This window comes from Sinorhizobium americanum (assembly GCF_001651855.1).
Lineage (GTDB): Bacteria > Pseudomonadota > Alphaproteobacteria > Rhizobiales > Rhizobiaceae > Sinorhizobium > Sinorhizobium americanum.
The window spans coordinates 133,864-146,854 of the sequence record NZ_LNQC01000056.1; the positions used below are offsets into that span (position 1 = coordinate 133,864).

12 protein-coding genes and 3 pseudogenes are annotated in these 12,991 nt (G+C 59.9%); 4 read left to right on the forward strand and 11 right to left on the reverse strand.

What is annotated here, in order from left to right; genetic code table 11:
• Positions 1-34 precede the first annotated feature (34 nt).
• Positions 35-1,153, forward strand: a complete 1,119-nt coding sequence (gene ald, locus ATC00_RS16760; RefSeq protein WP_064253722.1) for an alanine dehydrogenase — start codon at positions 35-37, stop codon at positions 1,151-1,153.
• A 55-nt stretch (positions 1,154-1,208) separates the two neighbouring features.
• Here the strand turns inward: ald and ATC00_RS16765 are convergent, their stop codons facing one another.
• The 5 genes from ATC00_RS16765 to ATC00_RS16785 all read right to left on the reverse strand — a co-directional run bounded on the left by ATC00_RS16765 (position 1,209) and on the right by ATC00_RS16785 (position 5,005).
• Positions 1,209-1,676 (reverse strand): DUF1203 domain-containing protein, encoded by a 468-nt coding sequence (locus ATC00_RS16765; protein ID WP_037383596.1) that lies wholly within the window; start codon positions 1,674-1,676, stop codon positions 1,209-1,211.
• A 78-nt stretch (positions 1,677-1,754) separates the two neighbouring features.
• Positions 1,755-2,318 (reverse strand): GNAT family N-acetyltransferase, encoded by a 564-nt coding sequence (locus ATC00_RS16770; protein WP_037383594.1) that lies wholly within the window; start codon positions 2,316-2,318, stop codon positions 1,755-1,757.
• A gap of 5 nt (positions 2,319-2,323) precedes the next feature.
• The gene (gene sseA, locus ATC00_RS16775) at positions 2,324-3,187 is read right to left on the reverse strand and encodes a 3-mercaptopyruvate sulfurtransferase (protein WP_064253635.1); all 864 of its coding nucleotides are present in this window, start codon (positions 3,185-3,187) and stop codon (positions 2,324-2,326) included.
• A 20-nt stretch (positions 3,188-3,207) separates the two neighbouring features.
• Positions 3,208-3,957, reverse strand: a complete 750-nt coding sequence (locus tag ATC00_RS16780; RefSeq protein WP_064253636.1) for an alanyl-tRNA editing protein — start codon at positions 3,955-3,957, stop codon at positions 3,208-3,210.
• A gap of 7 nt (positions 3,958-3,964) precedes the next feature.
• Positions 3,965-5,005 carry a cysteine synthase A gene (locus ATC00_RS16785; protein ID WP_064253637.1) on the reverse strand — a complete coding sequence of 347 codons (1,041 nt, stop codon included), beginning with the start codon at positions 5,003-5,005 and terminating at the stop codon, positions 3,965-3,967.
• 309 nt (positions 5,006-5,314) lie between these two features.
• Between ATC00_RS16785 and ATC00_RS16790 the strand changes: the two genes are divergently transcribed.
• On the forward strand, positions 5,315-6,160 hold the full coding sequence (locus tag ATC00_RS16790) for an SDR family NAD(P)-dependent oxidoreductase (RefSeq protein WP_037385024.1): 846 nt from the start codon (positions 5,315-5,317) through the stop codon (positions 6,158-6,160).
• A gap of 302 nt (positions 6,161-6,462) precedes the next feature.
• On the opposite strand, the pseudogene ATC00_RS16795 reads toward ATC00_RS16790, so the two are convergent.
• Positions 6,463-6,750 (reverse strand): annotated as a pseudogene (locus tag ATC00_RS16795) (copper-binding protein).
• Positions 6,751-6,867: 117 nt separating this feature from the next.
• On the opposite strand from ATC00_RS16795, the pseudogene ATC00_RS33540 reads away from it, so the two are divergent.
• Positions 6,868-7,060 (forward strand): annotated as a pseudogene (locus tag ATC00_RS33540) (DUF3606 domain-containing protein).
• Between the two features lie 122 nt (positions 7,061-7,182).
• Here the strand turns inward: ATC00_RS33540 and ATC00_RS16800 are convergent.
• Both ATC00_RS16800 and ATC00_RS31230 read right to left on the reverse strand, forming a co-directional pair.
• Positions 7,183-7,389, reverse strand: a complete 207-nt coding sequence (locus tag ATC00_RS16800) for a hypothetical protein (RefSeq protein WP_064253638.1) — start codon at positions 7,387-7,389, stop codon at positions 7,183-7,185.
• A gap of 555 nt (positions 7,390-7,944) precedes the next feature.
• The gene (locus ATC00_RS31230) at positions 7,945-8,160 is read right to left on the reverse strand and encodes a hypothetical protein (protein ID WP_072642807.1); all 216 of its coding nucleotides are present in this window, start codon (positions 8,158-8,160) and stop codon (positions 7,945-7,947) included.
• Positions 8,161-8,606: 446 nt separating this feature from the next.
• Between ATC00_RS31230 and ATC00_RS33545 the strand changes: the two are divergent.
• Positions 8,607-8,728 (forward strand): annotated as a pseudogene (locus ATC00_RS33545) (IS256 family transposase); the annotation flags it as partial.
• A gap of 91 nt (positions 8,729-8,819) precedes the next feature.
• On the opposite strand, the gene ATC00_RS16810 reads toward ATC00_RS33545, so the two are convergent.
• The 3 genes from ATC00_RS16810 to ATC00_RS16820 form a co-directional block, all read right to left on the reverse strand.
• The gene (locus ATC00_RS16810; RefSeq protein WP_064253723.1) at positions 8,820-10,142 is read right to left on the reverse strand and encodes a TadE/TadG family type IV pilus assembly protein; all 1,323 of its coding nucleotides are present in this window, start codon (positions 10,140-10,142) and stop codon (positions 8,820-8,822) included.
• A 485-nt stretch (positions 10,143-10,627) separates the two neighbouring features.
• Entirely contained in the window at positions 10,628-11,452 is an 825-nt protein-coding gene (locus ATC00_RS16815) for a class I SAM-dependent methyltransferase (protein ID WP_064253640.1), read from the reverse strand.
• A 158-nt stretch (positions 11,453-11,610) separates the two neighbouring features.
• Positions 11,611-12,849: a flavin-containing monooxygenase gene (locus ATC00_RS16820; RefSeq protein ID WP_064253724.1), complete on the reverse strand. Its 1,239-nt coding sequence runs from the start codon at positions 12,847-12,849 to the stop codon at positions 11,611-11,613.
• Positions 12,850-12,991 lie beyond the last annotated feature (142 nt).

The window sequence follows — 12,991 nt, forward strand, 5'->3', positions numbered from 1 at the left end:
TGCGAAAGCGGACAGACAGGAGAGGAACGCGAAGATGCGTGTCGGTTGCCCGAAGGAAATCAAAAATCATGAATACAGGGTCGGCCTGACGCCGGGATCGGTACGGGAATATGTCGCCCACGGCCACGAGGTGATTGTCGAAACGAAGGCCGGAGCGGGCATCGGAGCCGACGACGACGCCTATCGCGCCGCCGGCGCGCGGATCGTTCCGGCGGCCAAGGACGTGTTCGAAAAGGCGGACATGGTCGTCAAGGTCAAGGAGCCGCAGCCGTCCGAGTGGACGCAACTGCGCGAAGGCCAGGTTCTCTATACTTATCTTCATCTGGCGCCGGATCCCGAGCAGACGAGGGGATTGCTGAATTCGGGCGTCACCGCCGTTGCCTATGAGACGGTGACGGATGAGCGTGGCGGCCTGCCGCTGCTTGCTCCCATGTCTGAAGTGGCCGGGCGGCTTGCCATCCAAGCTGGCGCCACCTCACTTCAAAAGGCCAATGGCGGCCGTGGCATCCTGCTCGGCGGCGTGCCCGGCGTGCTTCCCGCCAAGGTGGCGATCATCGGCGGCGGCGTCGTCGGTCTGCACGCCGCGAAGATGGCCGTTGGCCTCGGCGCCGACGTTTCGATCCTCGACCGCTCGATTCCGCGTCTGCGCCAGCTCGACGACATCTTCAACGGCCGCGTCCATACGCGCTATTCGACGATCGACGCCCTGGAGGAGGAGGTGTTTTCCGCCGATCTGGTAATCGGCGCCGTGCTGATTCCGGGCGCCGCCGCACCGAAGCTCGTCACACGCGAAATGCTGTCGGGCATGAAGAAGGGCGCGGTGATCGTCGACGTCGCAATCGACCAGGGCGGCTGCTTCGAGACCTCGCATGCGACGACCCATTCCGAGCCGACCTATGAGGTGGACGGCATCGTGCATTACTGCGTCGCCAACATGCCGGGCGCCGTGCCGATCACGTCGGCGCATGCACTCAACAACGCGACACTCTATTACGGCCTTCAGCTTGCCGATCGTGGGCTCAAAGCGATTGCCGAGGACCGGCATTTGCGGGCGGGCCTCAACGTCCATCGCGGCCGGGTGACCAATGCCCCCGTCGCCGAGGCACTCGGCTATGATTCCCATGCTCCGGAAAGCGTCCTCCACGTCGCCTGAGCGGTGAAGATAAACCTGGCCCGGCGTAGTACGTTGTAGGATGCCGGGCCGGGCTTCAGGCCGCCTCGATGCGGCACTGGTAGCAATTGTATTTGGCGGAGCGCACATGGACATAAGCGATGTCCGTCCGTGCCAGCAGTTCTTCTGCACGCTGCTCGAGCATCTCCGCAGGGAAGACGCCGCCGCTCCCGTAGACGATGCGCTCGTCGCTGCCGTATCCGCGAAGGAGGTATTCCTTGCTGGATGCGAGGATGGGCGGCAGTAAGGCTCCGTCCGGCGCCCGGCATTGATCGGCATGCATGAAGATCGGGCCGGTTTCAGCGTAAGGCTGGGCTGACGAAAACGGCCGATAAGCGAGGATCAGATAAGCGTCACCCTCTTCGACATTGCGCAGGCAGTGTCGGCACGGAACGCCGACGCCGTCAGAGATGTGCCGTTCCGGCAGGTTTCCATAGGCATCTCGTCCGCCCTGCCATAGCCGTGCCGCGTCCCGGTCGGGCATCGCGATATATCGCAGCGTCATGGGTTCTTCTCCTGTTCTTGTCGACGAGGAGAATGGGCCCTTGCGCCTGGTTGCGACACCCGAAACTTGCCGGAGAGGTCAGAGCTTCTTCGCGAAGGTGAGCAGCTCGTCGTCGCTCAAGGGGCGAACGATCGCCTCCCGCGTCGCCACCGGAGAAAAGCCGAACTGCTGGTAGAGCTGCAATGCCCGAGGGTGGTCGAGGCTGTTCGTGGTGACCCTGACCTTACGCGGGTCCATCGCCCAGGCGGCAAACAGCGTCTGCAGTAGGAACCATTTCCCGAGGCCGAGGCCGAGGGCATGTTCCATGAGCCCGAAATGGGTAAGCTCGATGACGTCGCCATCGCGCTGCTGCAGTTCGAAGAAGCCGGCGGGCGCACCGTTGACATAGAGGACCGTCAGGTTCGTCTTCTTGTTGTGGAGTACCGCCGCCAGGTCTTCATCGCTCATCCGCAGTCGCTCCGCCCAGTGCCAGCGCTTGCCGACACGCAGATAGAGGAAGCGGTAATAGGGAAGCGGAATGTCGGACACCCGCAGGATCGCGGTGTGGATGTTGACGGGCACCGGCAGGCTTTGCTTTGGCGGCGCCGTCATCTCGAGCTCAGTCACGTGGGCCGTGATCGCAGCGGGCTTCGATCCTTGCATGGTTTTCACTCTCTACCGATGGCAACCGGGGTATCGGGGCGGCTACCCCATTCCGACCAGGAACCATCATAGAGCGTATTGTCCGTATGTCCCAATGATTGAAGCGCAAGCGTGATGATTGCCGCCGTCACACCGGATCCGCAGGTCGTGACGACCGGCTTGGTCAGGTCGATGCCGGCCTCCGCGAAGGTCTGGCGCAATGCGTCGAGATCCTTGAGCTTGCCCGCTTCTGAGAAGGTCCCGGAGGGAAGGCTTAGAGCGCCGGGCATATGCCCCGACCGCATGCCGGCGCGAGGCTCCGGTTCCTCTCCGAAAAAGCGGCCGGTGCTACGGGCATCGGCGACCTGGGCGAGACGGTTTTCGACGATGTCCTTCATGCGCTCGAAGGAGGTGACGGCCTTGGCGTCGAAGCTTGCATGGAATGAACGCGGTGCGGGGCTCGAAATCTCGGCGGTCGTGGGGCGTCCCTCGGCCTTCCAGCCGTCCATGCCGCCATCAAGGACGAAGACGTTCCTCGCGCCCATGATGCGGAACAGCCACCAGACCCGCGGCGCGGTGAAGATGCCCGGTCCGTCATAGACGACGATCGTGTCGGTCTCGCTGATGCCCATGGCGCCGACGGCTTCGGCAAAAGATTCGGGAGAGGGTAGGGTATGCGGCAACCCGCTCGACTGGTCGGCGATCGCATCCTGATCGAAGAAGACGGCCCCCGGAATATGCGCGGCTTGGTATTCCGCCTTGGGGTTGCGCTTCTGCGCCGGCAGGTACCAGGCGGCATCGACGATCTTGACGCTGGGATCGTCAAGGCGCTGCTCGAGCCAGTCCGGGGAAACGATGAAGGCGCTTCTTTTGTTGTTCTCGTTGTTCATTGTCGTTTCCTCCGTGGACTTTAAGAGGCGGCACGGTCTTCGGGTGTTCCGAAGCGGATCCGGAACCGCCGGTTCTCCTTACCCTTCTTCTCGATCTTGGCGATGTGAATGGCGCCGACTTCCTGCGTCTCCGAGACATGGGTGCCGCCGCAAGGCTGGCTGTCGATGGAGGAGTCTTCGCCGATGCACACGAGGCTCACGCGCCCCATGCCGATGGGAGGGCGGACATTCTTGGATTTGACGATGCCCGGATTAGCGGCGAGTTCGTCGTCGGTGATCCATTGCACATAGACCGGATGGTTCGCATCGACGAGCTTCATCAGCGCCGCCGTCACTTCGTCCTTGTCGATTGTCTCGCCCATGTCGAAATCGACGCGGCTCTCCTCCTCGCCGACGGCGGCGCCGGTGACGGGGTAGGGGCAAATGACGGAGAGCAGGTGGCATGCCGTGTGCATGCGCATCAGCCGGTAGCGGCGCGGCCAGTCGATGTGGAGAACGAGCTTCTCGCCGAGCGTCGGCCGTGCCTGTCCGTCGGCGGGGACATGCACGATGACATCCTTGGTTGCGCCATGCCGGGTCTCGACGATCGGAATCCGACTGCCGTCCTTGCGCTCGAAAAAGCCCGTGTCGCCAGGCTGGCCGCCGGACGTGGCATAGAAACAGGTCTGGTCGAGTTCGATCCCGCCGTCTTCCAGGACCGCCGTGACGCTTGCTTCGCAGGTCGAGAGGTAGAAATCCTCGCGGAAGAGGGCGGTCACGGTCCTGGTCATCGAGAGACTATCCGACGGGTTCGTATGGAACGGTGATGTTCGAACTTCTATTCAGCCAGGCCGGGACCGGAAGGCCCTTCGAGGCGAGGAAGTCCGGATTGAAGAGCTTCGACTGATAGCGGTTACCATAGTCGCAGAGGATCGTCACGATCGTATGTCCGGGGCCGAGCTCGCGGGCCAGTCGAACCGCACCGGCAATATTGATGCCGCTGGAGCCGCCGACGCAGAGGCCTTCCCTCTCTATGAGGTCGAAGACATAGGGCACCGCTTCCGAGTCGGGAATCTGATAGGCGAAATCCGGCGTAAAGCCCTCGAGGTTGGCGGTCACGCGGCCCTGGCCGATGCCCTCGGTGATAGAGCTTCCGCTCGCCTTCAGCTCGCCATGGGCATAGTAGTTGAAAAGTGCCGCCCCTTCCGGATCGGCTATGCCGATCTTGACGGCCGGGTTCTTGGCGCACAAGCCCTGCGCCACGCCAGCGAGCGTCCCGCCGGAGCCGACGGCGCAGATGAAGCCGTCGACCTTACCATCGGTGTCGCGCCAGATCTCCGGTGCCGTCGTCTGGACATGCGCCTCCCGGTTCGCGACGTTGTCGAACTGGTTCGCCCAAATGGCACCGTTCGGTTCGGTCTTGGCGAGTTCGGCCGCCAGCCGGCCGGAGACCTTCACGTAGTTGTTGGGGTTCTTGTAGGGCACCGCCGGAACCTCGACCAGCTCGGCGCCGAGGAGTCGCAGCGCGTCCTTCTTCTCCTGGCTCTGGGTTTCGGGGATGACGATCACGGTGCGATAGCCGAGCGCGCTGCCGACGACCGCCAGTCCGATGCCGGTATTGCCTGCCGTTCCTTCGACGATCACGCCGCCGGGGCGCAACTGGCCGGCCTTCTCGGCCTCGCGGATGATCCAGAGCGCTGCCCGATCCTTCACCGATTGACCGGGATTGAGGAACTCCGCCTTGCCGAGGATGGTGCAGCCGGTGGCTTCGGAAACGGCGTTGAGCCGGATCAACGGCGTATTGCCGATGGCTTCGAGCACGGACGGATGGACACTCATCTTGGAAAACCTCACGCTGGACGGAACGATGGCCGGGCCTCAGCCAAGCATTAACCTCGACGAACGGCAAGCGACAAACAATTGAAGCAGAATCGCCGAAATATTGGCGTGTTTTCGGCTCAGGCTGTTCAACAGGCAAGAAATAGCGTTTCGCCGCTTTCCTGTCCCGGGCAAAAATCGTCTCCGCGGTCAAATTGATGGGCGGGAAGCGGAAAACGGGGACTGGATCTGCCGTCGGAGAGGCAACTGGGTTCGGACCTGCCGAGCCTTCCGGGAAGGAATTCCTGGACGACGTGCGAGGACGAAATGATGACTGCATTTACCGCCCGCCCCGAACATGGATGGGCATGGGTCACCGGGGCAAGTTCCGGAATAGGGCGCGCCGTTGCGCTGCGACTGGTGGAGGAGGGCTATTCGGTCGTCGTCACGGCGCGCAGTCACGAGAAGCTTGTCGCTCTTCAGCATGAGGTCGACGGGCCGGGGAAGATCGTCGTGCTCGACGGCGACGTCACCGACCCGCACGACATGGAGCGGTTGCTGACGGCGGTCGAATACGATCATGGCCGGGTGGCATTGGCGATTCTCAACGCCGGAGTTGCCATTCCCGTGCGCGGTGACGACCTTCATCTCGAGGCGTTCGACAAAAGTTTCGCGGTCAATCTGCATGGTGTCGTCAATTGTCTCGTGCCGTTGGTCGAGCACATGAAGGCAAACGGCCACGGGCAAATCGCCATCATGTCGTCGGTGGCGGGCTATGGCGGGCTGCCGATGAGCGCCGCCTATGGCGCCACCAAGGCGGCCCTCATCAACATGACCGAGAGCCTGAAATTCGACCTCGATCGGATCGGCATCAGGCTCCAACTGATCTGTCCCGGCTTCGTGGCGACGCGTGGCTCGGTGAAGAACAACCTGCCGCGCCCGGCCCTTGTCAGCGCCGACGAGGCGGCGGAATGGATTTGCACCGGATTGAAGTCGAGACATTTCGAGATCACTTTCCCGAAACGCTTCACTTATGCCGTCAAGTTGCTGCGGCTCCTGCCCTACGGCGCCTATTTCGCCCTTCTCGACTGGCTCGTGTCCGGCCCCGGCCCGCATGGTACAGCTCCGAAGCGCAAGCAGTCGCCATCCGACAAGCGGCCGCGTCAGGCGGTGTGAAGCACCAGCACTGCGCCGAAGATGAGGATCAGGCCAAGCCAGCCGATCGGCTTCAGCTTCTCTCGCCAGCGCGATGCGGTCCTCCGGCAGCGGTCTCGGTGGAGGGTGTTGACTACCCGATACCTACTTCCGGTGTTGGACGCTACTGGAAGGATGATCTCTGGAGTGCCGTGCACGCGCCGCGCGTATCGTAGCGCTGCCGCTGCACGCGCCTTGAGGCAAATAGACGTTAATCGGGAGCTGTCGGCCAGCGAATGAGCGGAACAGGACGCCCCCGGCTACGCTGCGTCCTTTTGCAGCGATTATTTAACCTGCATGAGGGTCAGCTTGCCGTTGACCCGCTCGGCGACGAACTCGACATTCCTTCCTTAAGCTTCTGCAGGATGGCGTCTCCCCCGACGCGGAACACCATCGTCATCGCAGGCATGTCGAGGCTCTTCGTTCCTCGCGTGAAGCGTCACCTTCTTTGCCTTGCAGTCGATTTTCTTGACCGTGGCCTTGGTGAACTCGGCTGCGAGAGCGCCGTAAGTGGTGCCAAGCGCGAGGGCGCAGGCGAAGATGAGCTTGAGCGGTTTCGTCAGCTTTCTCATATTCTCTGCATCGGCGTTCTCCCTGCTTGATGAATCCCGGCGGCTGATCAAGGTCCCGCGCGCTCTTGCCAGTGCTTCGAACCGCTCCCATCCTTCTGTCAGCAATGGAGGAGAACCATGGCAGACGATCCGAAGAAGCAAGGCCGCGACCGCAAGCTTGCATCGACGCAAGAGCACGAGGTCGCCTAGTAAAGCAGCGAAGGTTTTGCGGCAGAAGGCTCTGGAGGCGATCCGCCCAGCAGGGCCGAGCCGAGATGATGGAATATCTCGAAAAGAAGTAGCAGATTACGTTAGGAGACTGACCATCTAAAGGCAAAGAGCACCAGCACGGCAAGGATCAAGACGATGCTCAACTTTACGCCGGCGTATCGGAGGTCCCGGAGGTTCCCGCCAAACGTCACATCGGCCGGTTCTGTTTCTATCCCATGAGCGTCATCCACGCCGGATGGCGAGCGTCTTCAGCAGTTCAAGATCTCGCACACCTGACTGGTAGAGCGTAAACACTCTGGCTGCGAGATCTTCCGCTTCCGGCCCTTCGTTTGGAATACAATACTCTGCCAGCAACTCATCGAACACTATGCCGAGCATATCCACTTCGGCAGTAGTGATTGGTCGGGAAGGTTCATCGCGGCGCTCCATGGCGCCTCCTCGGCCCGGTTGCGTGACTGGAGTTCCCAGCCGTGCGGCCATGCCTTGCATTAGGGCTTTATTATATACAGCATACGCGTGCTCCGCGCACGATGTAAGATCGTCAATCGGTTAATGTGACGCTTCGCGGTCCTTTGGCATTAGATGGCAAGACATATGCGAACACCGCAGCCAGCCTTCGGCATCCGTCGTTCAAGAGAAGCGACGATTATGAGTTGACATAGATCGGACTACGCCACTCGTCCTCTTAGCACGCGCTATTCCTCACGCGGTTCGGCAAGGGCCGTTCTCGGCCGTGCCGCGGTTATCGCTTCCTTTGTCGGTGCCGTCGCCACCGTGTTTTTCCTGGCCCCGGCCGTTGTTTCCCTTGGCCGTCTCTTCAGGTGGGCAGTAATCACCAGCGTGATCAGATGCTCGCCCACCTTCACGCTGCCGATGGCGTCGCACGCGAAGCCGCAGTGCATTGGCATCGTCTTTTTGGCTACGTGCTGGTCGACTCCGACAATGTTTCGCCCCGTCCCCAAAACGGCCCCATTGGCTTTCCAGCTAAATTCCGCCGGTGCCGAAGGTTGGCAGCGGGGTGAAGTCGGGAAAGCCAAGCCGGGGATAATCGCAGCGAATATCGTACTTGGACGGTAATTCAGTACGGCGACAGCTCGGGTCGGTTTCGTAGGCGTACCCAGGCAGATACACATATCGGCTGCTTTGGTTACAGCCCAATATCAATGCCCAAATGAGGGCTGATTTTAGCAGGACTTTCATGACGTGACCCCTCGAGAGAACATACCCGCGCAGGTACTAGTCACATGTCTGCTTTGTCGGCTTCGAGTCTCTCTGATGACCGGCGGACCAAAAACAAACTCTCTCATGAAACAGTGTGAACTGCGATTTGAACAAAAGTGTTAGCGCGAGCTGAGCGAACTCCGCCTCCTGATCAGAGAAGGAAAGCGAGAGCCCTGCGGCATTCTGGGTCGGTCTAAGTTCCGCTCCGCACCCAGGATAATCTCGATCAACGCTGCGGTGATGAACCGACTGGCAGAATCTCTGACTGGCAATTTTTCGAGCGATCGTCTTGCTCGTTTCACCGTTTAGCAGTCGCTTCAGGTGAAGCTGCGCGCCCGACGGCGCCGTAGCTGGTGACGAAGCGGTTGTCATCGATGTTCCCCGATAGAGTCGGGTTGCTGGCATCGAGCTCTAGGGAACAATCGATGACCGACGATATGATGAACCTGCGCGCGCTATGACTCCGAATTGCGATTTGCTGCGCCAGATGATCGGCTTCGCCGCCGAGCGGCTGATGGGGCTCGAGGTCGCAGCCCCCACTTTCGCCGGTGACCGGCGAAAGTGGGGGCTGCGACCTCGAGTGTCCTATCATTTGGAGGACCGATAATGGGCCGCCGAGGGCGCCGCGACAAGCCCATTCACTGAACGAGCCTGATAGCGCCCGGATTCAATATCTGGTTGTCAGCCAATTCGCTCTCACAGTCGATTGCAAATCCGCTGTTGCCGATCATGGTGATTTCTTGCGCGATGATGCGCACACATTCGCCTCCGCTTGATCCATTGCCGGAATATTGGATCTCCTTGGATGCAGGCATGTATATGATACCGCTCAGCAAGGAGTTGCTGTTGCCGTTGATCACGGCCGGCTCCGTATTGTTCCGGCCTGAAACGATTACGAAGCCGGCCCACTCACCGCTTGTGGCTGCTGTCACACGAAAATCGGAGCCACCATGAAGGTCGACCTCAGCGCCGTTGAGAAGGAAGAATGTCACGCCCTCGCCACTGACTGTCGACTGGCTCGCGAACTTCAGGACACCGCCGTCGATGATGTAATTACCGGGCAGAAGGGTTACCTTTCCTTTGATCTCGAGTTCCCCGTAGGTGCCTGGTTTCAGCGTAACACTGTATGCATCCGGAACCTTGCTCGGCGTCTTGCCGGTGCCGTTGCAGTCCCCATTGCCGCCCCCATTTCCTACAAACTCTTGACCGCAACCAGACAGATTCACCCAGTTTCCCGCCGTCGGCATGGCTTTCTTTCTGAAGGGATCTGGTGTTCGTGAAACGCCCTCACGGGCCTGCTGGCAAGCCAACTCCAGATGAGCTAGGGCCGCATACACCTTGCCGGTTGCGTAAAGACATTCAGCTCTGAGAGTGGCTGTCCCGCTCAGGTAGATTGATTGTGTGTCATCTGAGTTCGACGTAATCGTACAGTTTGACGTATCTACCGCCGCACTTCCGCTAACCTCTATTGCGCGACTGGCCGTCGGATGCAGGGCTAAAATGCAAGCTTCCCTATCCGCCAGTCGCGCGGCAACGCTTATTTTACTAATTTCGAAAGGCTTCAGGCCCCAGAACACCGGGTTATACTGTGCGGCATAATATGCCTGAACCCTCGTCTCCTGGCCAACCTCAGAGAAGGTAAATTGCACTGCAGGTCCTTCAGGAGAGGCTGAATTGTATCCATCGGCGGCAGAAGGCGTTTGAAAGTTGGCAAAAAACAATCTGTTCGCATCAATCCGCACCGCGTTCTCGCTCTCGCCTTCCCCGTAGGACCGCACGGCCTTTATGGCCGCAGCATCTAGCGCATCTTGCATCTTGGAAGCTTCCCTGGCCGCGTTCGCTATATTCACCGCCACCGAACCGCCAAGGAATAGCACCGGAACCAATAGAGCCGTCATGAGGCCGAAGTTGCCGCTCTCATCCTTCAGCAGACGCTGCATCGTAGTTAAGACTTTAATCATGTCTATCGATGCCCCCATTTCAGGAAATGACGACTCTAGGCGTTGTTCATTGAACTCCCGTTTGCAAATTCATTAGAATTTTTGCATCTGGCTATTACCAGAGCGCGACGATGAAATTGGGAGGATCGGCAAAGATATATGTGTTTAACGTCGATGAGCGTTGATCGCTTCCACTACGGATCGCGAACGATGTCCAGGGATACCCAGCCTATTCCCGGAATATCGTCAGTCACGACGGTCGACGTAGGATCGAGCTGCGGCGTCACGGCCCTCCACATCTAGAGCAACGGACGTTCAAGTGAATCCATATCCTGCGGCGTTGAAGTAGTTTCTGCATTCGGCTGGAGAGAACAGGGCGCAGATGTCGCCGATGGCTTTCCAGAGTGCTGCGGACGGTCTTTCCTTTGGAGCGGATGCCTCGGCTTGGCGAGCGGCGCGAGTCGCGAGGGTTCGAGGCGTTCAGCTTGCGCTCGGCTGCGAAAAGATCACTTCCTTCCTGACCCCACGAAGGCCGGCATCGGGATTAGATAGCTCCCGTCGACGGAGCGAAACTGCTTTATGCCGTTCGCAATCGTAGTGGAGATGGCGCTTCGCACCGCCTCGGTTTGGGCCATCAGAAGGCCACGGGCGCGCACACCCCCTTCGAGGATCGCGGTTATCATCCCGAACGGATCGTCCATTATCCAAGTCTGATCCACCCCCGCGACGGTCACGTCCACAAACCCGGATTCTTCGAATGCTGCCCTCAATTTCGCCGGCTCGCTGAACTGAAAGAAATCGGGGCCGTGGGGCAGGGGTACGTCGAGGTTGCCGTGCTTCTTAATTGCGCCGAAGAGCAGGCCAAAGCCGTTGGTCGGTTCTGGCGCCTGCCAAACACTAGCGGCGAGATATCCCCCTAGCTTCAGCACACGATGCATTTCGGAGAATGCGGACCGGGGATCTGAAACGTGGATTATGCCGTATCCGCAAACGATGGCATCAAAGTTTTCGGCGTCAAACGGCAAAGCTTGGGCGTCACCCTCCAGAAACTCCGCCTCGGGCACGTTGCGTCGGGCGATTTCTATGACTTTGCTGGAGAAGTCGAGACCGACGACTTGCGCGCCCAAGTCGACCGCTGCTCGGGCGAGCATTCCCGGGCCGGTGCAGACGTCGAGGACGCGCATTCCCTTCGCAACGTGGGCGGCGGCCAATAGAGTTGGCACGGTTTCCGAGGTAAGGCGGGCAAAATGCTGGTCGTATCCTAGGCTGGCATCTTCCCACCCGGTGTGTTCGAATTCACGAAAGGCTGTTGGATCGCGAGAACTCTCCATCGTACCCTCCTGCAAAGAAGAGAGAAAATCATTATGCAGCAATACTAAATTAGTTTCATGGCACTTCTAAATGGAGCGGGACGCTTTCTCTCCGCTCTGCATCAGGTCTTTGTTCTTCAGAACAAGAGCACGCAAATGCCGGCCTCGGGCAAATCCATCTATGCAGGATGATCTGCCCTTTGGGTGAGGTGGTTCACCAGACGCAAGGCCTCTTCAGCAACCCCTGGTATGGTGCCTGATTTGCGCGTCGTTGCGAAATCGAGACCGGCAAAATAGACTCCGGGAACGGCCGCTATCCCGTCCTTGTGGATGGGCTGTCCGCTCGCATCAAGAACGCCGGGAATTTGGATCCATTGGAAATTCCCCTTAAAGCCGGTGCACCAGATGACCGATCTGATGTTGCTCGTCGACAAGGCGATCGAGCGGATTGGTGGATCAGGAAGGCACCGTTCTATCATCTCGGCAGGGTCATCCTCGGCTGACGGCGCGTTAAGCCCCGCGCGTTCGATATACCGGTCAATAAAGCGCTTGACCTCCGCTGAACTCTCGTCCGCAAAGCGAATGTGATCAACCAAGTCATTGTCGAATAGCAGGGCGTTTTTTTCGGCGCCGATGAACCGCCCTAGCAACACAATGCCCTGAGCACTCAGTGATTGCAGGCTGATCGTATGAGTGGCACCGAGCAAAGCTCGTGGCGGCAGCTTCCCGGAAGGTAAAACGAGTTCTTCGCGCGGCACGTCCAGATAGCCCGAGAGGGTCATCCAATTGAAGATGTCGCCGCCACGATACCGGCGCACCAAGCGGCCGGCGCGGCTGGTCGCCAGAAAAACCGAGCGACCGGCAAGCACCAGGTCCTCGGCGATCTGTCCCCCCGACTGACCGCTACCGACCACCAGGACCGAACCGTCCTCCAGATCGGCAGCATTGCGATAGTTGGAGGCATCAAGCTGGTAAAGTGACCGCGGCAGTTGCCCCCACCAATGCGGCCGCATCGGGCAATTCAGGCTGCCGCTGGCGACCACCAAATTACGGGCGGAGAACCGACCCTGCGGCGTCGCCACCTCAAACAGCCTATCGTCTCCCGTCACTTCGTGGACCGGAGTTCTGGCTCTCACCGGCAGTCCATGTCGGTCGGCGTAGCTCTCAAGATAGATGACGAAATCATGCTGGGTACTCGCACCCCAAGGGTCCGGCCCATCGTAGGAATCGCCGGGCAGTAGCGATCGTATTCTCGGCGAATTTAGCCGGAACGAGTCCCATCTCTGCGTCCGCCATGTCTCGCCGATCCGCTTTCGCTCGAGCACCTCATGATCGAGAGCTCGTTGCTTGAGGAAGTAGCTGACGCCGAGTCCCGCTGAGCCGGCGCCTATGACGACGGCATCAAGAATCCCATTCATGCTACCCCCTAAGGTCGCGCGGTGAGAGGAGGTGAAAACTACGTCCACCATGTCGCAGCCGAGTTGGCCATTCAACCAGCTCTGGGGCCGAGATCGGATGGATCCTGGACTTCTCCGTGCCCAGATCTCGCGGCCTCCTGTA

What these genes read in the sequence shown, in the direction of transcription:
- ATC00_RS31230 (WP_072642807.1), bottom strand. Translation starts at nt 8,160, where the DNA reads ATGAAAGTCCTGCTAAAATCAGCCCTCATTTGGGCATTGATATTGGGC.
- ATC00_RS16820 (WP_064253724.1), bottom strand. Translation starts at nt 12,849, where the DNA reads ATGAATGGGATTCTTGATGCCGTCGTCATAGGCGCCGGCTCAGCGGGA.
- ATC00_RS16770 (WP_037383594.1), bottom strand. Translation starts at nt 2,318, where the DNA reads ATGCAAGGATCGAAGCCCGCTGCGATCACGGCCCACGTGACTGAGCTC.
- ATC00_RS16815 (WP_064253640.1), bottom strand. Translation starts at nt 11,452, where the DNA reads ATGGAGAGTTCTCGCGATCCAACAGCCTTTCGTGAATTCGAACACACC.
- sseA (WP_064253635.1), bottom strand. Translation starts at nt 3,187, where the DNA reads ATGAACAACGAGAACAACAAAAGAAGCGCCTTCATCGTTTCCCCGGAC.
- ATC00_RS16765 (WP_037383596.1), bottom strand. Translation starts at nt 1,676, where the DNA reads ATGACGCTGCGATATATCGCGATGCCCGACCGGGACGCGGCACGGCTA.
- ATC00_RS16800 (WP_064253638.1), bottom strand. Translation starts at nt 7,389, where the DNA reads ATGGAGCGCCGCGATGAACCTTCCCGACCAATCACTACTGCCGAAGTG.
- ATC00_RS16790 (WP_037385024.1), top strand. Translation starts at nt 5,315, where the DNA reads ATGACTGCATTTACCGCCCGCCCCGAACATGGATGGGCATGGGTCACC.
- ATC00_RS16780 (WP_064253636.1), bottom strand. Translation starts at nt 3,957, where the DNA reads ATGACCAGGACCGTGACCGCCCTCTTCCGCGAGGATTTCTACCTCTCG.
- ATC00_RS16785 (WP_064253637.1), bottom strand. Translation starts at nt 5,005, where the DNA reads ATGAGTGTCCATCCGTCCGTGCTCGAAGCCATCGGCAATACGCCGTTG.
- ald (WP_064253722.1), top strand. Translation starts at nt 35, where the DNA reads ATGCGTGTCGGTTGCCCGAAGGAAATCAAAAATCATGAATACAGGGTC.
- ATC00_RS16810 (WP_064253723.1), bottom strand. Translation starts at nt 10,142, where the DNA reads ATGATTAAAGTCTTAACTACGATGCAGCGTCTGCTGAAGGATGAGAGC.